The following is a 20,914-nucleotide window of genomic DNA, read 5'->3' on the forward strand; positions in this document are numbered from 1 at the left end:
TCACAAAAACTTTTAAAATTCAGGGCAAAAGCAGCGAAATGGGGAATATTTTATTACCCCAAGGTCATGTGCAACTCGAAAAATAAAGTAATTGTGTTGCTATTTTGAATTTTTCCGCAAAAAGGCGGAAGTCCCTTGATCGAACTAGGGTAAAAAGAAGCTAAAAACCTAGTCAATGTGATTGGGTACCAGAAACAAGAAGATGAAAAATATGACTTTTCTTATATAGAATAGGGTTGATATCGACCTAAGGTTCTAACGATTTTGGTTAAAATCATTCGCCGCAATTTGATTGGCGAGGCAGCGACCTATGACATTGGGTTGGGTAAAGACCACAATTTTCTTCTGGGTCAGGGTCTAATTGCCTCTAATTGTTTTAATAAATCCCACTCAACCGCCTATGCCTATGTGACGTATCAGACGGCTTACCTAAAGGCGAACTATCCTGTTGAGTACATGACGGCACTATTGAGTGCCAGTAGTGGTAACAAAGACAAGATCCGCAAGTACCGTGAGAACGCGGAGCGGATGGGAATCCAGGTTTTGCCACCGGATATCAATGAATCAGATTTAGATTTTCGACCAGTGGGTGAAGCGATTCGATTTGGTCTCTCGGCAGTCCAAAACCTTGGCGAAAATGCGATCGGAGCAATTTTGGCAGCGCGTCAAGAGGGGCCTTTTGGGAGCTTGGCCGATCTCTGTTCACGGCTGGACTTACGGGTGGTAAACCGGCGGGCCTTGGAAACGTTGATTACCTGCGGCGGTTTAGACTCCCTCCATGACAATCGCCAAGCAATGCTTAAAGGGCTTGATTTGATGATTGATTGGGCTCAAACAAAAGCTAAAGAAAAAGCCAGTGGCCAAACCAACCTATTTGATAGCTTTGGGGATGAAGGTGTAGCTAGTTTTGATGAAGCGCCAGTCTTACCCAAGGTGGCTGATTTGACCTTGGAAGAAAAACTCCGCCAAGAAAAAGAATTGCTTGGGTTTTATGTTTCTGAGCATCCCCTAGAAAAATTACGGACAACTGTTGCGCCAGTTTTATCCCCCACGAGTTTAATGGCGATCGCCGACCATGTGAACAAAAAAGTTAGCGCTGTGGCGATCCTTACCGATATCCGCAAGATTTTTACAAAGGCCAACAATGAACCCATGGCCTTTATTCAGCTAGAGGATATTTCTGGTCAAGTGGAGGGCATTGTCTTTCCCCGGACTTATCCCAACATTGAACAGTTATTAAATGTGGATAGTCGCGTTATTGTTTGGGGGAAAGTTCAACAAAAAGAAGACCGTACCCAACTGATTGTGGATCACCTCGAACCCATTGAGGAAGTGCGGATGTTGATGGTGCGTTTATCCCTGGCCCAGTTGAACCAAACTCAAACCCAACAGCGTCTAAAAGAAATTCTCCTGCGACAAGCTGGGGAAAAGAAACAGGGACGAATCCCGGTCATTGTCATTGTGGGTCAGGGGAATGAGCGCTCCTTTATCCGCCTCGGGCAAGACTATTGGGTTGAGGACGATCACCAAGCTTTATTGGCCCTCCGTCAGGGGGATTTTCATGCCTACCGCGAAAACCTGATCCCCCACGCCCAAGCCAGTTAATCCTGACTTTATTACTTACTTAAAAATTACTTCTCCAATAATAAATCCTATGGCTTATACCTACGACTATCCAAAACCCAGCGTCACCGTTGATTGTGTTGTTTTTGGTCTTAATCCCGAACATACCCTCAAAATTATGTTAGTCAAGCGGGGTATTGCCCCTTTTAAAGGAGAATGGGCTCTCCCTGGGGGCTTTGTCCGCCTTGAAGAGTCCCTAGAAGAAGCGGCAAAGCGCGAGCTGAAGGAAGAAACTGGCATTGAAAATATTTTTCTAGAGCAGCTCTATACCTTCGGGGCACCCCAACGAGATCCCCGTGACCGTGTCATTACCGTTGCCTACTATGCCTTGATTAACCTAGAAGATCATCCCATCCATGCGGATACAGACGCAGCAGATGTAGCTTGGTTCCCCTTGGATGATCTTCCCCAAATGGCCTTTGACCACCAAGAAATCACCCAAGTGGCGATCCAACGCCTCCAGGGCAAGCTCCGCTATGAACCGATTGGTTTTGAACTGTTGCCCCAAAAATTTACCCTGACCCAACTACAAAAGCTCTATGAGCAGATTTTGGGGATTCAACTGGATAAGCGTAATTTCCGCCGCAAAATCTTGAAGATGGATATCTTGATTCGTCTCGATGAACTACAAACAGGGGTTGCACACCGAGCTGCCCGTTTGTATTCGTTTGATACAGTGAAATATCAACAGCTCAAAGAAGCAGGCTTTGATTTTGAGCTTTAGGGTTATGATCGAGCTCTACCCTTGAGCTCACAGAGAGCAAGCCCTGTGCTTTACCGGAAAGGTGAGAGTAGGAATATGAGGTGTGGCGGTCCAGCGTCTGGTCTCTAAATGTTTGTGACTATCCCTCAAACGGTGAGATTAGTGAGAAACCACCAAAAGTGAGATGATGCCGCAGGTAATATCTCTGATTAACCTTGTTTCTTTGGATAGATCACATCTACTAATGTCAAACTCAAAGGTAGGATACTCCCATAAATCAGGTTCCCGCCAAGAAAGGCATGCTGTACTGATACAGTCAAAGTTAGGAGAATTGAACTGATGGGAAGTTCGGGGGGCGATCAGTCCCACGCTCTAGCTGCAAAGTGAGTCTCAGGATGATTTCACCTTAAGATAAATCAATGAAACCCACCGAGACCCAACAGGAAATGCATCTTGGCTATCGGCTCTATCAAGCAAGTCTCTTGCTCGGCCAAGTGCTTTGGCGACTGTGGCGAGGCAAGCTCCAGCGAGATCAAGCAACAGACCAGATGCTCATCGTAGGGCCAAGATCTTTGAGGCCTGTTCTTTTGGTGGCTTTTTTTGCGGGGATGATTTTTACGATCCAGACCGCCCGGGAACTGGCTTTTTTTGGTGCAGAGCATCTGGTGGGTGGTGCTTTTGCGATCGCCTTTTGTCGCGAGTTGGCGCCTATCTTGACCGCCAGTATTCTGTCGGGCCAGGTGGGGTCGGCCTTTGCTGCAGAACTGGGGGCTATGAAAATTAGTGAGCAAATTGATGCTCTCTACATGCTCCGGTCAAATCCCATCGATTTTTTGGTGTTACCTAGGGTGGTGGCCTGCTGTGTAATGGTGCCAGTGTTAACGGTATTTGCCCTCGTGGTGGGCGTGCTCGGTGGTATGGGAGCCGCCTATCAATTTTATGGTCTAGCCCCCGGGCGTTTTTTACTGTCGGTGCAGAATTTTTTAACCCCCCAAGATCTGGTTAATGTAGGGATTAAGGGCGTTATTTTCGGCCTTTGGATTGGGATTGTCAGTTGCAGTTGGGGGCTAACGACAGTGGGTGATACACGTCAGGTGGGACAATCAACGACTTCGGCGGTTGTCACCAGTTGGGTGGGAATTTTTATGTTGGACTTTTTTCTTTCACTGCTGCTTTTCCATCAATCTTTTCTGGGCTAGGTTCTCCCAAAGCCACAGAGGAAGGGGGATATGTTATTTTCCAAGGAAGTTCTTTTATTTTTTAAATGGCTACATGTTACTGAGTGATGATCTGTTGTTGAATTTTAAGCGGTGTGAACGCCGGGCTTTTTTAGACCTCTACGGCGATCGCCAAGAGCAGACATCCGAGAAAGATTTTTTACAAAAACTGCGTAAGGAAAACCAGCGGCAAATTAGAGAATATTTAGGCAAACGCCCCTACTACGAACCTGAGGCTGCTGATTGGGAAGGCCGGGCGATGGAAACAGAGGCACTGATGGCCGCCGGGGTGGAATGTATTTATCGGGGGGTGTTACTTCATCATGTCGACCAATGGCCGGGGACTGCGATTCAACATCTCACCTTGGTCGGAAAACCGACGGTGTTGCTTCGGCAAGCAGGGGAATCTTGCTGGGGCCCCTGGCACTATCGACCAATTAATGTCAAATTGGGCCAAAAACCAAAGCCAGAATATAAGTTGGTCGCGATGTTTCACTCATTTTTACTGGAACAAATTCAAGGGCGATCGCCCCGTTTAACCCAACTGATTCTCCGGGCTCGCCATCCGCACCGCGTTGATATGGTGCTTTGGACAGATAAGCTCCAGGAAACCATCCGCGATTGTATTAACTTGCTCCTGCCAGAAATTGAGCCGGAGGTTTTTATTTCTCGCCAACGGTGTCATCTCTGTGCTTGGCACAACCATTGCTACACGATCGCCCAGACAAATAACCACCTCTCCCTTGTCCCTGGGGTAACCCCAAACCGTTATGAATCGCTCCAGGGCATGGGGGTTGATACCCTCGAATCTTTGGCCAACACTTCTCCTAAGCACCTGGGTCAACATCTAGGGGCGGATATCGCCATCCAACTGCAACAGCAGGCCCGGGCGATCGTTCATCAGCAAGTGCTCTGGCGGGTCAATCGTCCCAATAAAGTGCAGCCGATTCCCCAGGGAGACATTGAACTTTTTTTCGATATCGAAGCGGAGCCCGACCGAAATGTAGATTATCTCCTGGGGGTTTATCTGGTCGATCGCCAAAACAAAATGGAAAAATTCTATGGTTTTGTGGCCGAAACCCTGGAGGAAGAAGGCAAAATTTGGCAAGATTTTGTGGATTTTGTGAGTCAGTTTCCCAATGCCCCAATCTTTCACTTTTCCCCCTATGAACGGGACACCCTCAATCGCTTAGGAAAAAAATACAGCACGCCCCCGGCCCAACTCCAGGCGATCGCCGGCCGCCTCATGGACATCCACCAGTGGGTGACGAAATATTTAGTCTTTCCGGTAGAAAGCTATTCTTTAAAATCCTTGGCCAATTGCCTCGGCTACCAATGGCGGGAGGAAGGGGTGAGTGGCGACCAGACGGTCTGTTGGTATGACGAATGGTTAGAAACAGGCGATCGCCAACTACTGGAGGCGATCGTCCGCTACAACGAAGACGACTGCCGGGCCACCCATCACCTCAAGCAATGGGTTACTGAATTTATCAGGACCCCAGAGAAAACCATCGTGTTGCGCTAATTTTTAGTGATCTTTAGCTAACTCGGCCTATATTTGGGGTCTACAGCAATCCCCGGTAGCGAATAAACATCAAGATCACGGCCCAGGAACCCAGGGCAACCTTGGCCGCCACAATGATATTCAACGGCGCAATCCAACCGCCGCTGACTAAATTTCCTAACTCCCCCTGGGGTAACTCCAAGCCGACCAAAGAAAAAATGGCACAAATCAGAAATACTAAAACTGAAATTTTCTCGATGGAAGCTGCTCGCCAGCGCTTATAAATCCCCTCCATCCACACAGAGGAAGAGGTGATTGCCACCAGCCCGATCGCCGTTCCTCCAGCAACTCCCGCCGCAAAGCCGCCCCCAGGACTGAGGTGACCCCGGATCGCCAGTTCAATGCCGACGAGGGCGGTAATGGTTGCCCCCAGGCGGGCCAGGACAATGGAAGGCGCATCGGTAAATTGATGAACCGTAGGACTGGGTTGTTCATCGGCGAGGAGAAATTTTACCCCCATGATCGAAAGGGTGAAAACAATCACCTCAAAACAAGTGTCATAGAGGCGATTCCGGAGGATGATGCCCGAGACAGCGTTGGGAACCCCGGTTTCGGCGACCACGGTATCTACTAACAGTGGTTCAATGGTTTCCACAAAATTTGGCAAAACCAGCATTTTTAAATAGAGGGCAACGCTAACAGCAAGGTAAATCCATTTCATGGTGAGTTCTGGGGGAAAGGTTGGGCCACGGATACAGATGTTTCCTGGGGTTGAGCTTGGTACATCAATTCGATATTTTCTGGGAGGCGATCGCCTTTAAACAGTTCATAGAGCCGTTCGATGCGAGTCACCACCACATAGTGACCATCCTGGTGGGGCTGGGGATAAATGATTGTGTGGACATCCCGCTGAATCAAGGCAGTCTGGAGCTCGGCTGCATCGGGATAGGGCTGTTCCTCCAGGCGCAGGTGATATCGCTGTAAGATGTCTGTGAAATACATGAAAATTTCTGGGGTCTGGCGTAGGGCGTCGAGGTGCCCTTCGGTGATCCCCAAACGCATGACCAAGGAAGACCGCACGGCGATCGCATAGAGAGTAATCGATAACATCGTCCCCACCAATGCCTCCGTGAGGGCCACATCCGCTGCCCCCAACAGGGCATAAACCAAGGCGGCGATCGCCCCCAAAATCCCCCGCACCACCAGGGCATAGTAGGGGTTCTTTTGGGCCACCAAAGAACCAGCCATCAGGGGCAACAGCAGCACAGCAGCGACGATATACCAATCATCCGACCAAGTAAATTCAATCACTCTACATCCCTCCGCACTGAACAATAGGCCAAGACATAACCGAGCATCGTATTCCACAGGGCCAGGGCCAGCAGTGCCAAGATCAACAGGGGCCACTCCTGGGGAATTTTGAACAGTAACCCCATAATGATCGCCATGGAGCCAAGGGTGTCGGACACCGTGAGACTGTGGAGTTTAAATAAAACCGAGCGATCGCCCAACAGGGGCCAAGTGCCCCAAAACCAGAAGACAATGCCGCCAATAATTAACAGATCGCTGATAATTTCTGTGGCCAGGTGCCAAATATTCATCGCTGGTTTAACCTCCGTAGAACATGGGCTAACAGCATCAATGCCGCATTACCGACACAGAGGATCATCACCCCCACGACGCCGATCATCCAGTCATTGCGCAAGACAGAAACGAGCAAAATCATCACCGATGTTTTGCTGGCAATACTGGCGAAGGCCAGCATTTTTTGCCAAATATCTTCGTCCTGCCAGGCTTCGTAAATGGGAATCAAAAGCGCTCCCACCATCGCCCCAAGCATCATGTTAAAAATCCAGGTCATGGCTTTTTCCTCCGGACAACACGGTGGACTTCATACCAGCCGTTCTCGTGGTACTGGAGCACAATGGTTTTTGGGGTAAACGTAATCAAAAAAATATCAAGGAAAATCAGCCCTGGTGTGCGGTTGGGCTTCACTTGCTCCATAGTGACCTCTTCATAACGGTGGGGCCAGAGCATCATTTCTACCGCTTCGACGTAGGCCTGGGGAATCGCCAGCAGTACTTCTCCCAGGACCCGTAGCCAGTCCTTCAGTTGGGAGGCGACAGAATATTTGCCAGGAAGAATTAAGGCGATCGCCAAGCCCAGCAAAATATTGACCAGGCTCAGATCCGCCGTCAGCAGAAACCAAATGGTAAGTTTTAAGAACAAATCTAAAACTGCAATCATACCAATACCATCCAGAATAATCCTGTCAAAACCAAGCTCATGACCCCGATCAAGTGCTCAAATTCTTCGAACATCCGGGGTAGTTTCACCGTGAGCCCCCGGAAAATCAGGCCGTAGGCCAACCAGCCAGCCCCAGTGGTCACCAGAGCCTTCAGGAGATTACTGGGCTGGTAAGCTTCGAGATAGAAACTATTGGCCACGAATAAGCTCCCTAGGAGCACACCAATTGCCCAATAGAGATTCGGTTTGAGCTGGAGGTCTGGTTGGGCCTGGCAGGGAAGAAAAATAAATTTTGCGAAGGCGATCGCCGTCCCCACCGCAGCAATGTTGAGCACCCACACCTGCCAGGGCAATAAATTTTGCATCGTGAGAATTTTTGAGCTGTAGCCCGCTAGGAACGGTAACCCAGACATGGAGGCACAGGCTAGTACTAGCACCCACCAAAAGACCCGGGGCATTGATTGACTACACAATTCTCGAAAATTACGGCTGGGCAGTTGGCCCGCCGTTAAAAATAGACTGGCTTTTACCAGGCCATGGGTCAGGGCATAGAACCCACCCACCGCCGGGGCCGCCAGCACAAAACCCAACTGGGAGATCGAGCTAAAGGCCAATAGTCGTTTGGTGTCCTGCTCAAAGATGGCATAGATGACTCCCAGCAGGACTGTCCCCACCCCAAATAGCCGCACCAAGGGTTCTAATTCCGGGACAAGGAGGGCACAGCGCACCAAAGGAAACACCCCTGCTTTCACGACCACCCCTGAGAATAGGGCAGAAATCGGGGTTTCTGATTCACCGTGGGTGAGGGGTAACCACAGGCCAGAGATAAAAATGCCACCTTTGGTGAGTAGACCGAGAAAGATTAAGGCGATCGCCTCCCTAGGAGCCGTGGCCAAACCAGAGAAAGCAAAGGAATGGTTTGCCTGGTAAACCAAGGCTGTGCCAATGAGATAGAACAGCATCGCCGTGTTACTGACGAAGAGGTAACGCAACCCGACCCAAAGGGAGCGATCGCTACGGGGATAGGTAATCAACAAAAACGCCGCAACACCAAGGGTTTCAAGGGCAACATACAAGCTGATCAAATCGGCACAACAAAAGGCTGCATTAACGACCCCATGGAGAATTACCAATTGGGTGTAGAAAAAAGGCGATTTTTGTTTGTCGAAACAGTAGAGAATCACCGCCGCCGTCACCAGGCCATTCATCAAAATAAAATAGCTGGTGAGCTGGTCGAACATTAAGGTGACCCCGAAGCTATCTGTGAGGGTCAAGGAAAAGGGTGCCCAACCAAAAAACTGGCCACAGCCGTAGATGACTGACATGGCGGCGATCGCCACTGCAAAATACCGATTCCAGCGGGGCAATAGATAGATACTAAATCCCACCATAAACGGCAAAATCAGCCAAATAATCGTTAAAGAAGCAATTACATCCATGGGGTGTTGCTCCTCTCAATTTCCTTTGCTTCCAGGGTCGGATTATTCCGCGCGAGCTTCATTACCCCCACCAACATCAAGGCTTGGATCGAAAACCCAATGACAATTCCGGTCAAAATGACTGCCTGGGGGACGGGATCGGCGTAGGCTCTCCCCACTATTTCCCCCTGGATCGGCGCAAAAATACCTCCCCGGGCCGCTACCACGATGTAGTAGGCGATCGCCCCAGTACTCATCACGTCCATGGCGAGGATCTTCATGATCACGTTTTGCTTAAAAATAATGCCGAAAAACCCGATAAAAATGACCGCAAACACACAGGCTTCCAAAATAAACATGGCGCTACTCCCTCCATCACCATCGGGAGATTCCCTGCAGGGAATCTCCTTTAAATTTCAGCACTCTACGAAGACAGACTGTTTTCGAGGACACTTTTGTCTGCGGGCGCATTCGGGTCATTGGGTTTATTCAAAACAACCTGGAGGAGGGGTGGGGCCAGGAAGGTCGTCAAAATAACCATCACAATGATCGCCGCTTCGAGGGGCTTATCCAGAACACCGCTGGCCGAGCCAATCCCCGCAAAAACAAGGCCCACTTCGCCCCGGGGGATCATGCCGAAACCGATCGCCAAACGATTGATCCCCGGCTGACCAAAGACCGCCCAACCTGTGATTACTTTGCCGATGATCGCCACCACAAGTAAGAACGCAGCGATAATCAGGCCCGCCCGGTTAGCTGGCTCAAAGGGGTTGAGCACGCCCAGGTCTGCCTTGGCTCCCACCGTCACAAAAAAGATCGGCACAAGGAAATCAGCAAGGGGCATCACCTGGCGGTCAAGTTCTTTGCGTAAATCTGTTTCATCCAGCACCAAACCTGCTGCAAACGCCCCAAGAATTGCTTCTAGGTGAATCACATTAGCAATAATTGCCATGACTAGGGCAAAGGCCACTGCCGGAATGAGGAGCGCCCCCCGGGTTTGTAATTTATTGGCGATCGCCTCAAACCCTTGGTTAAAAAATCGACCGAGGAGGATTGAACCCAACAGAAAAGCACTGGCCCCAATGATCAGATAGACCACATTGAGCAAATCAACTTCCCCAGTTTTGGCAAGACTAGCCACCACCGCTAAGACAATAATGCCGAGCACATCATCGATGACCGCTGCCCCGACGATAATTTTGCCCTCGGTGGATTTTAGTTGGCCCAAATCTGACAGGACCTTTGAAGTGATACCGATACTGGTTGCGGTAAGAGCCGCCCCCGCAAAAATAGCCGGAATCAGCGGTGTATGGAAGATCGCCACTAACCCCACTGTCCCTAACAGGAAAGGGGCGACAACTCCCACAACGGCGACAACAGCCGCCTGGTAGCCCACCTTACTTAATTCGCGGAGGTCGGATTCGAGGCCAATTTCGAACAACAAGACGATGACCCCTAGTTCCGCCAGCACCGAGATCACCTCACTCTGGCTCGCGAAAATATGTTCTAGAGCTGCCCCATCCAAGTTTCCGAGCCGCTGCAATAGACCCATCAGATTGGAGTCTGTGGCGATCGCCCCCGTTTCTGGAGAGACGATCAAATGGAGCACCGAGGCCCCGACCAGAACGCCGCCCAACAGCTCCCCAAGTACCGGGGGCAGACCAAACCGCTTCGAGAGTTCACCCCCCAGCTTACTGACGCCATAGATCACCACAAGGGTCATCAAAACGCCCGTCAAGACAAAAGAACCATATTCCGCTTCTGGGGTTGTGGCCAAGGTCAAACCTGGCATCTGCGACCAAACATCCAGCCATGGATTGAACCAAGGCGGTGTGAAAGAAAGAAAGACCATCTTAAAAATCCCTCAAATTTTAGTGAATACAATGGGGCAAGCCCGCCACCCCAACCCGTCATTGGGGATGGCGATCGCCCTTAGATTTTAGTTGCCGTTCATTTCTAAAGAGTCTTGGACTCTAGATTTTGGCGAGATTCCGCATCGGGAAAAATGTTTAAAACCGCTGTCTTTAAAGCTTCTTCAAGGGCAAGGAAGCAGTTTTCTGGGGGGATTTTCTTGAAGACATCGAGCTTTTCTAAGCGCCGCTTCGTCTGCCCTGAAACTCCCACTAGATAAACATTGCGGTCTTTTTCGAGGGCTTCATTAATCGCATTTTCGAGGGCTAAGGATGCTGTAACCCCCATGTGGGGCACCTCCCCAAGGTCAAAGACGATCGCATCACAATCTTGAATGGCGTTATGCTCCCGGGCGATCGCCTTAGCGACCCCAAAGATCATCGGCCCACTCAATTGAAACAACAAAACACGATCATTCGCCTCATCCAACCAGCGCTTTTCAACAGGAGTCAGAGGAATCGCATCGTCCGCCGTAGAAATCGTTTTCACCGACTTCGCTTGCAGTGCTGTCATTTTCTCAATGGTGAGCACATTGGCAATAAAGACCCCAACACCCACCGCCACGATCAAATCTACCAACACCGTCAAGAGAATCACCCCATACATAATCAGGGCGCCCTTGAGAGAAATCTTGTGGGCTCGCTTCAGGAAATCCCAATCAATAATATCGATCCCAACTTTGAAGGCAATCCCGGCCAACACCGCCAAGGGAATTTGCGCGGTCAACTGTGCCCCGGCGAGGATGACGACCATCAAAATAATCGCCCGGGAAAGGCCTGATACTGCCGTTCTCCCCCCAGACTGGATATTCACCACCGTTCCCATGGTGGCCCCCGCCCCAGCAATCCCACCAAAGAGACCTGAAACCAAGTTGCCTAAACCTTGGCCGATTAGCTCCTTGTCAGAATTGTGCTCCGTACGGGTCAAACTATCGGCCACTAAGGAAGTCAAGAGCGCATCAATACAGCCCAACATCGCCAGCACGATCGCATCCACAACCATCAATTGCAACTGCCTTGATTCGAGGTTGCCAAAATTCGGTAACTGGAGGGACGGAAAAGAAGCTGAAATTTCCCCAATACGCCGGAGCTCCACATCTTGAAACACGACCAAAGAAAGAATCGTGCCCAAAATCAGCGCCACTAACTGGGGAGGAGCAATTTTGCGCCATTTCCGGGGCATAAACCAAATAATTGCCACTGTCATCCCTGCTAGGAAGGTTTCGATGGGCCGAATATTGGTCAATAAATCAGGAATTGCCCCGAGGGTGCCAATAACGCCCCCCCTAGGACTAGCCTGGCCGAGGAAGGGGGCTAACTGCAAAATTACGAGGATCACACCGATCCCAGACATAAAGCCAGAGATAACGGTGTAGGGCATCATGGTGACATATTTGCCGAGCTTGAGGACCCCAAAAATAATTTGGATAACCCCTGCCATCATGATGACGGTGAAGGCCATGGCCAGGCCATTTTCTGGATCTGCGGCGGTGAGATTCGCAATAATCGCCGTTACCACGACCGTCATTGGGCTGGTGGGTTCAGAAATCAGGGTCGGCGTGCCCCCAAAGAGCGCCGCAAAGAAGCCGACTAGCACCGCTGCCCATAAGCCAGCGGTAGGGCCAGCACCAGAGGCGACACCAAAAGCAAGGGCCATCGGCAGGGCAATAACGGCGGCGGTTGCGCCCCCAAATAAATCGCCTTGGATATTTCTAAAGTGGATTTTGTTGGTTATTTGCATGGGTCATGCCATCTCTTTTGAGCCATGGGAATAAAAGTTAAAAAGGTTAATTGTTAAAAGCATTGACTAGGGACAGGATGCGATCGCCAGAATTACATAGTCTTAAATCTATTAAATTCGTTTTTTCTATTGGGTAATATCTAACCATGGAACATTGAAGTTTGTCTGCCCAAGATCGCTAATCTTTTTTGATTAAACAAATTATAAAAACTAATGATTGCTCCAGAATGGTAGCGATCGCCTGGGGTTGCACGTCGTAAGCAGGGAAGTCTTTGGGTTCGGGTTTACAATAACGAAACCGTTGCGGGCCCTGTGGAGGTGTAATGAAGCGTATTTGGCATAGTTTAGTAACGACAGCCATGGTGGCTGGCTCTAGCCTGGGGGGTGGGATAGCCATGGCCCAGGTGTTACAACCCCAGCAAAATTCTGGGGCGATCGCCCTGCCAGACTATGGCCTCTGGCAAGCCCAGGATCGGCAGCAGTTACTGGCGGCCCTTGACCACAGTTTGCGCTACCTCGAGAGTAATACCGCCCGAGAAGCCTATGATGCCTTGGCAGAACCTGGGTTCACTAGGGAGCGGGTGAGGCGATCGCTCGTACGGTTCCGGCAACTGGTGCAGCAGCATAGCGATCCTCGGCAGCTCCACCAAGCGATTCAACGGGAATTTATTTTTTATCAATCTCCAGGAACCGATGGCCTAGGCCAGGTGGAATTCACCGCCTATTTTGAACCAGCTTATATTGCCAGTCCCGTTAGAACCGAACGCTTTCAATATCCCATCTATCGCCAGCCCCCTGGTTTTAGCACCTGGACAAAACCCCATCCCACGAGGCTTGAACTAGAAGGCCCCGATGGCAGGCCGCCCCAAGGGAGTCCACTGCGGGGGAATGAATTGGTCTGGCTCGAAAGTCGCCTCGAAGCCTATCTCATCCAGGTGCAAGGGTCAGCGCGACTCCAGATGACCAATGGCAGCACCATGACCATCGGGTTTAATGGCAGCACGGACTATGACTATGTAAGCCTCGGGCGAGAGCTCATCGACGCGGGCATTTTTCAACCGGAAGAACTCAGCCTACCTCGATTGATTGAATATTTTGAAACCCACCCGGAGGACCTGAGCACCTATATTCCCCGTAATAACCGCTTCATTTTCTTCCAAGAAACCTTCGGTTCACCCCCCATCGGCAGCATTGGGGTTCCAGTGTTGGCAGAACGATCAATCGCCACCGATAAAAGTATTTTTCCCCCGGGGGCGATCGCCTTTATTTCGACCCAACTGCCCTACCAGCGGGCCAACGGTGAGTGGTTAAAAATGCCCATCAGTCGCTATGTCTTAGATCAAGATACAGGCAGTGCAATCCGGGGGCCTGGTCGGGTGGATATTTTCCTGGGGACGGGGCCAAATACCCAAACCCGTGCGGGCCTCGTCAATGATTCAGGACAGCTCTATTACCTATTACTACGACAGTGATCCTAGGGAATTTGCTGCAAAATCGGCAATAGCCCCATCAGGCTAAACCCCAGGAGTAGGTACAGGCCCTGTTGTCCCGTTTGGCGATCGCCAAAGGAGCGCGCATACAAACCCTTGACAGCATTATTACTGGCTGTCGCAATGAGAATTGACACACTGGCCAGGGCCAAGGGGACCGATTGCCCCGCCGATTGGGTCAGGCTCAAAATAAACGGATCCACATCCGTAATTCCCATAATGGCCGCAAAGGAATAAACACCTTGGTCCCCCAAGTCAGTCACGATATAGCGGGTAAGCAGGGAAATAATGAGGAAAAGCAACGCAAACCCAAAGGCAGCCTTCAGCTCAAGGGGATTACCCTGGGGATAGGTCGCTGGCACATTTTCTGGGTCTACTGGTGCTTTTTTCTGTAGATAGAGGACCAATCCCCCAAGAACTCCCACGAGGCCCAAAACAGCGAAAGGCCCGATTAAGCGGGCCGATAAATCCCCATTAAATAATTCCAATAGAAAAATCAATCGCCAATACATCATCCCCGAGGCCATGACCATCCCCCCCACATAGCGCTTCGAGTTTTCTGGATCGACGCTGGCTCGCTTCGCCAGGGCCACGGTGGTCACGGTCGACGAATAGGCGCCGCCCAACAGGGCAACAAGGGCAATGCTCCCTTTGCCTTTGATAAGGCGTTGTAGCAAAAAACTGCCGTAGGACACCGTACTGACGGCTACCACCACCAGCCAAGTTTTAAAGGGATTGAGATCAAAGCTGGTGAGGGTCTGGTTCGGCAAAATGGGCAGAATGACGATGGTCAACAACAGAAATTTTGTGAAAGTGAAAATGTCTTCTTCGGAAAACCGCTGGGCTAATCCCTCTAAGAAAGCTTTGAGTTCTAGGAGGATTAAGCTGGCGATCGCCAAAGAAGAAGCCACCCAAAAATCGCCCCCATAGACCAAAGGCCCGAGAATGTAGGTCGCGAGGCCCGCCATCTCAGAGGTGAGCCCGACCCGGGCCGTTTCCGCTTTGTGCCAATAGGAAATCATCAAAAAGCCCCCAACCACCGCAAAGCCGCCAATCACCGCGACAATTTCGCCCTGGGCCAAAAAAGCGACACTATAACCAATCAGGCCAATCAAAGGATAGGTGCGCACACCGCCAAAGGCATACCCTTTACTAATCTTGTGTTCCTCCCGTTCAAGGCCAATAAGAAACGAGAGAAATAGCACCACCAGAAGCTTATAGGCATCCGCTGGGACTAAATTAAGCAATTGAGAGGCCATGACTCACCCTGAAATATCCGCATCAGTATAGGCAGCCTTTTTCTGTAAAAATGGCGTTTCGCAACGAAAATCAAACTATTGCTCTGCCGGGGCCATCCCCACAATTGCATAAGCTCCAGGAGAAATCACTACACATTGTTGGAGCTTCGTCTCCCCAGGCTTCGATTTACTCTCCTTTGCAATGGAGCAAAACCATGAAATTAATCCAAAGTATCGGTGGGCATTTACTAGATGGTCTACTGATCAGTTCCTGCTTGCTGCTCTCTAACATGACCGGGGCGATCGCCACCCCATCAGAACCCATCGGTTGCCCAGAAGGTTGGATCCCCTACACCCAGGAACTCAGTCCCCGCATCAGCGTCTGTGTTCCCAAGCAAATTACCTTGCCCATCCCCGCAGATTTGGGTCATCAACCAGCGCGGGTTCAAGTGCAACAATTGCGCATTATCCAAACGAATTCCCGGGTCAGTCCTACCAAAAAAAGAAGTGTAGAACTTCGTAACACGAGCCACACTTCAGTCCAGCTTTACCAGCGCACCAGCCAATCTCCCTAGCTGCCTTGGTTAAAACTGAGACAATTTTTGTCCCAGAGCCTGGCCGCTCTGGATTTTTTCGTGGGTAATCGAAGGCCAATTTCTCCCCTGGAGTGACCCAAGCAGAGGGCAAGACTCAGGCAAACTTTAGAAAACTGACTACTGTTAACAAAAAAGAAAAGAAGAGGTCACTAAAGTAAAGCACTGGGCAACATTTTTGCCATAATTTGAGAAGCACGCAGTCGCTTCTCTGCACTCCTCCAGCTCCCTCACACCCATGTTAAATGAATCCTTTCGTCAGTGGCGTATTTACACCACCTTCCTGATCCTTGGGGGAAGTATTGGTTTTTTGAGCCATGCTTATTGGGCCCAGCGGCAACTTAATGTTTCTTTGCAAACCTATAATGAGTTGCGGCAGTATGAGCAGTCCATGGTGGCTTTTCAACTGGATCAAGATTCCGTTAATTTCATCGCCCAAGCTGTCCAAAATGTTGGCCCGACAGTGGTGCGCATTGATGCCCTCGGAGAAGACACCACTTCAACGGGCTCTCGCCTCAGAAAATTGCTCCCCTGGGAAGAAGGATTTCCTTCCTTTGAGGGCGATCGCCCAACCCAGGGAACAGGTTCAGGGTTTATTCTCAGCAGCGACGGTCAACTGGTGACCAATGCCCATGTGGTCGCTGGAAGCTCTGAGGTGAAAGTTACCCTCAAAGATGGCCAGGTATTTGAAGGAAAAGTCATGGGTGTCGATGAAATGACTGATATCGCCGTGATCAAAATCGAGGCTACTGGGCTCCCCACTGCTAAGCTGGGCAGTGCGACGAATCTGACCCCTGGGGAATGGGCGATCGCCATTGGTAATCCATTGGGCTTTGATAACAGCGTGACCGTGGGAATCATCAGTGCCCTTGACCGGCCCAGTGCCCAGGTGGGCGTTCCTGACAAGCGCGTGCGTTTTATCCAAACCGATGCGGCGATCAATCCCGGCAATTCCGGCGGCCCTTTGTTAAATGTGCGCGGGGAAGTCATTGGCCTCAACACGGCTATCCGGGCCGATGGCCAGGGCCTGAGTTTTGCGATCCCCATCGAAACAGCCCAGCGGATTGCCCAGCAACTCTTTACAGAGGGCAAGGCAACCCATCCTTACTTGGGGATCCGGATGTTAGCCCTAGACGGGGAAGGAAAAAACTATCTCCAGACCAAGTTACCTGAGATTGCCGCAGGTCTGAATCTCGACACAGAAACGGGGGTTTTGGTGATTGAGGTGGCCCCGGACTCTCCGGCGGCGATCGCCAACATTCAAGTGGGAGACATCCTGAAGCAGGTGGACAGCCAACCTGTGTCCACTGCTTTTGATGTGCAAGACACCGTTGAACAGAGTGCCATTGGTGCAGATCTAAGCATTGAACTCAAGCGTCGAGGCAAAATCCGCCAATTGACCGTGCAACCGACAGATTTTCCTAGTTAGGGGATCAGCATGGCACAGTGGTGGGCCTTGATGATTGGTAATTCCCGGCTCCATTGGGGGGCGTTTGCTGACTATACACTCCAAGGGATCGAGCACACAGACCACGACACCGTAGGGACAGGTGTGCAACAACTCCAGTATGTGGCGTCGGTCGTGCCTCGCCAGACCACCTGGATCGAAGCTCAATTTCCTGAGGCCCGGGTGATCACCCTACGGGATATCCCTCTCCGCCACTGCTATCCACAATTGGGTATTGACAGGGCCTTAGCGGTTTGGGGCGCAGGCCAACATTATGGTTTTCCCTGTTTGGTCATCGATGGGGGAACGGCCCTGACATTTTCGGGGGCGACAGGCGATCGCCAGTGGTTGGGGGGCGCAATTTTACCGGGCCTAAAACTGCAATTTAAGAGTTTGGCCCAGGCTACGGCAGCTTTGCCAGAGGTTAATTTACCCGAGCAGTTGCCCCAGCGCTGGGCCAGGGAAACCCAGGGGGCGATCGCCAGCGGCATCACCCGCACCGTCCTCGCCGGCGTTAATGATTTTATCCAAGCTTGGCAGGCTGAGTTTCCCCAGGGAAAAATCCTGGTTACGGGTGGAGATGGCCCCTGGTTAGCGCAGCACATCCCTCGATTGATCTACGATCCCGCCTTGATCTTTCGCGGCTTTCAAGCCCTCAAGGAACCCTGAGCCTAGTCCTTTACGACAGTTGGTAAACTTTTCCGTCGAGAAGCAGGCGTGTAATTCCCTTAGACGCCAAGCAACTACTGGTTTTAAAAAAGAGTTCTCCGTTGGGGATTTTGATAATTTTTTGGGTACGGCCCCGGATAAACCGCTTGGCAACACGATGGTTATCGAAAATCGGGAGGGTTCTCTGGCTGGTTTCCCCATCTGGCAGATGACCCAAATCCCGGAATTCACCCATGGGGCGGGCAATTAATTCTGACAGGCGATCGGTCACCACATAGCAGGTACGGGGAAACTGGGCTGCCTCTAGGGGAAGAATTTCTACAGATTCTGAGGGCGGAACAGGGGTGAGATCGAGGGTTTCATCATCGTCTTCGTCCTCATCGTCAAAGTCTTCTTCGTCATCAAAATCATCATCCTCACCGATATCGTCTCCCAGCAATTCCTTGAGCGCCTGTTGGCGATCGCCTAGCTGAATTTCTTGGGCCAAGGCGAGGAGATCCGGGTTAATGGCCACATCATCATCAAAGTCCGTAGCGTCATAGTCGTCCGTCTCAAATTCTCCGTCTTCGTACCCTGCCCCATCAAAGTCATCATCCTCAAAATCATCCACATCAGACCCATGGAGGGCGGCAGGCGACTGGTCATCGTCTGCTTCGTTAAATTCACCGGCCCACTCTCCCTGAGGCAATTCAGAAGATGCTTGGGGAGAGTCTAAAGCGGCCTCAGGCTCTGGGGCCGCAATCCGTCGAATGAGTTTGGGTTTCTCAACGGCCTTGGGAGTAGCCTTGGCTGCGGGGGGAGTTTCTTTTTCGACTTGGTTACTGCTACCACTACGACCAAGGCGCTTCTGGTGGATCAATTCTTCGTATTCTGCGCTACTGAGACGACTTTTTAGAAGACGACTGATCGTCGAGCTGCTGACGCCATAGCGAGCCGCCAACGTGGAAGTGGTTGCCGTCGTTTCACGGTAGGCAACGAGTAATTCTTCCTTATCATGGTCGGTTAGTTTGCGGGGACTCATAGCGTCGATCAACATTCAGAAAAAAAGCGAGCAACCAACATCAAAGTTGATTGGCACATTAGTTTAACCTCTGCGCTCTATTAGTGTATCCCCTCAAGGAACGAGACATGGCGAGATACACGGAATTTCTACAGAAATTCTCTGGTTTTCGGGCGATCGCCTTTTGGCACACCGTCGAAAAAACATTCGTTATACTATGCGGGTTTTCTCTACAATTTTTCCTCTGCCACTACCGCTATGGCTCCTGCGAAAATTCTCCTCTGGTATCGCCGCGATCTGCGCCTCCATGACCACCAACCCCTCCACCAAGCTCTCAGAGCGCAAGGGCAAATTTTTCCTTTCTACTGCTTTGATCCAAGGGAATTTGGCAAAACTCAATTAAATTTGCCCAAAACGGGGTCTTTTCGGGGACAATTTCTCCGGGAGGCAGTACAGGATCTGCGGGACAATCTCCGGGGTAAGGGGAGTCATTTGATCGTCCGCCAGGGTAAGCCAGAAATTTTAATTCCCCAATTGTGTCAGCAGTGGCAGATTGAGGCCGTTTATTGGCACAAAGAGGTAACTGCCGAGGAAATTGATGTTGAGGCCAAGCTACAGCGGGCTTTACAGCGGCAGGGGGTGCATATCGAAACCTTTTGGGGCGCGACTCTCCATGCTCCGGAAGCTTTGCCTTTTGGGATCAATCAATTACCAGAAGTCTTCACTCAATTTCGCAGAGAAGTCGAAAAATACGGGGAGATCGCCTCTCCAGTCCCTACACCGACCCAGCTGCCGCAGCTACCTGACGCATTAGATATGGGCGAAATTCCCACACTCCAGGATTTGGGTCTAACGGAACCAGTCGCTGATCCCCGGGGTGTTTTGACCTTTAAAGGCGGTGAAACAGCAGGTTGGCAAAGGCTTCAGGATTATTTTTGGACAGGCGATCGCCTGAAAACTTACAAAGAAACGCGCAATGGGCTCTTGGGAGCAGACTATTCTTCCAAGTTTTCACCCTGGTTGGCCTTGGGTTGCCTCTCTCCCCGCCAGGTTGTTGCCCAAGTGAGAGCCTATGAAACCCAACGCATCGCCAATGATTCAACCTATTGGCTAATTTTTGAGCTGCTGTGGCGAGACTACTTCCGTTGGATCGGCGCCAAACATGGCACGCAAATTTTTCAACCCGCAGGGCTCCAAGGGGTGGCAATTCCCTGGAAACAAGATGAGGCGGCCTTTGAGCGATGGCGGACAGGGCAAACGGGTATTCCCTTTGTGGATGCAAATATGCGTGAACTACTGCTCACGGGTTTTATGTCTAACCGAGGCCGTCAAAATGTGGGCAGCTTTTTGACGAAAAACCTAGGGATCGATTGGCGCTGGGGGGCAACTTGGTTTGAATCTCAGCTCATTGATTACGATGTGTGCAGCAACTGGGGCAACTGGAACTACACCGCTGGGGTAGGAAATGATGCCCGGGGGTTCCGTTATTTCAACATTCCAAAACAAGCAAAAGATTATGATCCCCAAGGAAATTATGTACGCCACTGGCTGCCAGAACTGGCCAGCCTTCCCGGTGAGCAAATCCACCAACCCTGGCGTTTATCCGCACAAGCGTTAAGCAATCGCCAGATTATCCTCGGCCAAACCTACCCTAAACCCATGGTAGATCTCCAACAGTCTGTCCAAGAAAATGAACGCATCTACCAAAAAGCACTGGGTCTCCTCCCCAAGGGTAAAGTTCACCGGTCAGAGAAACATAAAACTGCCCCTAAAGCTCCCTGGCGACGCTGAACATCAAGTCATTTTCGGAAAACTCAAAAAAAGTTACCGGACCCCTTGCGTTTCAAAAAATCCCCTGTTATATTTGTTAAGGCTTAAGGGCGTTTAGCTCAGCGGTAGAGCGCCTGCCTTACAAGCAGGATGTCACTGGTTCAAATCCAGTAACGCCCATCCTTAAGAAGATTAACCAAAGTCACCCAACCCGGTGGCTTTTTTTGCGTTTTTCCAAAAAAAAGTGAACCCCGAATGGCCATTAGTAGCATGGGTGATGATAATTCGTCGTATGTGCGCTGGCGTTGCCGCGCAAACAAACGCTACATTTGCGCCCATCGGCG

20 protein-coding genes and 1 tRNA gene are annotated in these 20,914 nt (G+C 50.7%); 10 read left to right on the top strand and 11 right to left on the bottom strand.

The genetic code is table 11. The features are described from left to right. Nucleotides 1–264 precede the first annotated feature (264 nt). From ACZ45B_RS11530 to ACZ45B_RS11545, 4 genes are all read left to right on the top strand, one after another. The gene (locus tag ACZ45B_RS11530) at nt 265–1,605 is read left to right on the top strand and encodes a helix-hairpin-helix domain-containing protein (RefSeq protein WP_024545148.1); all 1,341 of its coding nucleotides are present in this window, start codon (nt 265–267) and stop codon (nt 1,603–1,605) included. 49 nt (nt 1,606–1,654) lie between these two features. After that, a complete protein-coding gene (locus ACZ45B_RS11535; RefSeq protein WP_024545149.1) occupies nt 1,655–2,347 on the top strand; it encodes an NUDIX hydrolase in 693 nt (230 codons plus the stop codon). Nucleotides 2,348–2,745: 398 nt separating this feature from the next. Continuing rightward, complete coding sequence (locus tag ACZ45B_RS11540) at nt 2,746–3,525, top strand: MlaE family ABC transporter permease (protein ID WP_024545150.1); 780 nt, start codon at nt 2,746–2,748, stop codon at nt 3,523–3,525. A 73-nt stretch (nt 3,526–3,598) separates the two neighbouring features. After that, nucleotides 3,599–5,068: a TM0106 family RecB-like putative nuclease gene (locus ACZ45B_RS11545; protein WP_024545151.1), complete on the top strand. Its 1,470-nt coding sequence runs from the start codon at nt 3,599–3,601 to the stop codon at nt 5,066–5,068. 40 nt (nt 5,069–5,108) lie between these two features. Here the strand turns inward: ACZ45B_RS11545 and ACZ45B_RS11550 are convergent, their stop codons facing one another. The 9 genes from ACZ45B_RS11550 to bicA form a co-directional block, all read right to left on the bottom strand. After that, nucleotides 5,109–5,768 carry a Na(+)/H(+) antiporter subunit B gene (locus tag ACZ45B_RS11550; RefSeq protein WP_024545152.1) on the bottom strand — a complete coding sequence of 220 codons (660 nt, stop codon included), beginning with the start codon at nt 5,766–5,768 and terminating at the stop codon, nt 5,109–5,111. Then, nucleotides 5,765–6,358: a DUF4040 domain-containing protein gene (locus ACZ45B_RS11555; protein ID WP_024545153.1), complete on the bottom strand. Its 594-nt coding sequence runs from the start codon at nt 6,356–6,358 to the stop codon at nt 5,765–5,767. The genes ACZ45B_RS11550 and ACZ45B_RS11555 overlap by 4 nt, the downstream gene beginning before the upstream one ends. After that, on the bottom strand, nt 6,355–6,648 hold the full coding sequence (locus ACZ45B_RS11560) for a monovalent cation/H(+) antiporter subunit G (RefSeq protein WP_029681693.1): 294 nt from the start codon (nt 6,646–6,648) through the stop codon (nt 6,355–6,357). Before ACZ45B_RS11560 ends, ACZ45B_RS11555 begins: the two co-directional genes overlap by 4 nt. Then, nucleotides 6,645–6,908, bottom strand: coding sequence for a hypothetical protein (locus ACZ45B_RS11565; protein WP_024545155.1), 264 nt, complete (start codon nt 6,906–6,908; stop codon nt 6,645–6,647). The genes ACZ45B_RS11560 and ACZ45B_RS11565 overlap by 4 nt, the downstream gene beginning before the upstream one ends. Continuing rightward, a complete protein-coding gene (locus ACZ45B_RS11570; RefSeq protein ID WP_024545156.1) occupies nt 6,905–7,294 on the bottom strand; it encodes a hypothetical protein in 390 nt (129 codons plus the stop codon). The genes ACZ45B_RS11565 and ACZ45B_RS11570 overlap by 4 nt, the downstream gene beginning before the upstream one ends. Next, nucleotides 7,291–8,724: a cation:proton antiporter gene (locus tag ACZ45B_RS11575; RefSeq protein WP_024545157.1), complete on the bottom strand. Its 1,434-nt coding sequence runs from the start codon at nt 8,722–8,724 to the stop codon at nt 7,291–7,293. Before ACZ45B_RS11575 ends, ACZ45B_RS11570 begins: the two co-directional genes overlap by 4 nt. Continuing rightward, nucleotides 8,724–9,071 (bottom strand): NADH-quinone oxidoreductase subunit K, encoded by a 348-nt coding sequence (locus tag ACZ45B_RS11580; RefSeq protein WP_236612405.1) that lies wholly within the window; start codon nt 9,069–9,071, stop codon nt 8,724–8,726. The genes ACZ45B_RS11575 and ACZ45B_RS11580 overlap by 1 nt, the downstream gene beginning before the upstream one ends. Nucleotides 9,072–9,136: 65 nt before the next feature. Next, the gene (locus tag ACZ45B_RS11585; protein WP_024545159.1) at nt 9,137–10,564 is read right to left on the bottom strand and encodes a cation:proton antiporter; all 1,428 of its coding nucleotides are present in this window, start codon (nt 10,562–10,564) and stop codon (nt 9,137–9,139) included. A 104-nt stretch (nt 10,565–10,668) separates the two neighbouring features. Then, entirely contained in the window at nt 10,669–12,363 is a 1,695-nt protein-coding gene (bicA, locus tag ACZ45B_RS11590) for a bicarbonate transporter BicA (protein ID WP_024545160.1), read from the bottom strand. 323 nt (nt 12,364–12,686) lie between these two features. Here bicA and mltA point away from each other — a divergent pair, with 323 nt between their 5' ends. Then, nucleotides 12,687–13,835 carry a murein transglycosylase A gene (gene mltA / locus ACZ45B_RS11595; RefSeq protein ID WP_024545161.1) on the top strand — a complete coding sequence of 383 codons (1,149 nt, stop codon included), beginning with the start codon at nt 12,687–12,689 and terminating at the stop codon, nt 13,833–13,835. 2 nt (nt 13,836–13,837) lie between these two features. Here the strand turns inward: mltA and ACZ45B_RS11600 are convergent, their stop codons facing one another. Further along, nucleotides 13,838–15,112: an MgtC/SapB family protein gene (locus ACZ45B_RS11600; protein ID WP_024545162.1), complete on the bottom strand. Its 1,275-nt coding sequence runs from the start codon at nt 15,110–15,112 to the stop codon at nt 13,838–13,840. 50 nt (nt 15,113–15,162) lie between these two features. On the opposite strand from ACZ45B_RS11600, the gene ACZ45B_RS11605 reads away from it, so the two are divergent. The 3 genes from ACZ45B_RS11605 to ACZ45B_RS11615 all read left to right on the top strand — a co-directional run bounded on the left by ACZ45B_RS11605 (nt 15,163) and on the right by ACZ45B_RS11615 (nt 17,800). Beyond that, a complete protein-coding gene (locus ACZ45B_RS11605; protein ID WP_464674874.1) occupies nt 15,163–15,666 on the top strand; it encodes a hypothetical protein in 504 nt (167 codons plus the stop codon). A gap of 256 nt (nt 15,667–15,922) precedes the next feature. Then, the gene (locus ACZ45B_RS11610) at nt 15,923–17,113 is read left to right on the top strand and encodes a trypsin-like peptidase domain-containing protein (RefSeq protein ID WP_464674875.1); all 1,191 of its coding nucleotides are present in this window, start codon (nt 15,923–15,925) and stop codon (nt 17,111–17,113) included. 9 nt (nt 17,114–17,122) lie between these two features. After that, on the top strand, nt 17,123–17,800 hold the full coding sequence (locus ACZ45B_RS11615) for a pantothenate kinase (RefSeq protein WP_029681695.1): 678 nt from the start codon (nt 17,123–17,125) through the stop codon (nt 17,798–17,800). A gap of 10 nt (nt 17,801–17,810) precedes the next feature. On the opposite strand, the gene ACZ45B_RS11620 is transcribed toward ACZ45B_RS11615, so the two are convergent. Further along, nucleotides 17,811–18,821 (bottom strand): hypothetical protein, encoded by a 1,011-nt coding sequence (locus ACZ45B_RS11620; protein ID WP_024545165.1) that lies wholly within the window; start codon nt 18,819–18,821, stop codon nt 17,811–17,813. A gap of 237 nt (nt 18,822–19,058) precedes the next feature. On the opposite strand from ACZ45B_RS11620, the gene ACZ45B_RS11625 reads away from it, so the two are divergent. Further along, nucleotides 19,059–20,591 (top strand): DASH family cryptochrome, encoded by a 1,533-nt coding sequence (locus tag ACZ45B_RS11625; RefSeq protein ID WP_024545166.1) that lies wholly within the window; start codon nt 19,059–19,061, stop codon nt 20,589–20,591. 87 nt (nt 20,592–20,678) lie between these two features. Then, nucleotides 20,679–20,750 (top strand) — tRNA-Val (locus tag ACZ45B_RS11630). Nucleotides 20,751–20,914: the final 164 nt, after the last annotated feature.

The organism is Picosynechococcus sp. NKBG15041c, assembly GCF_055380235.1.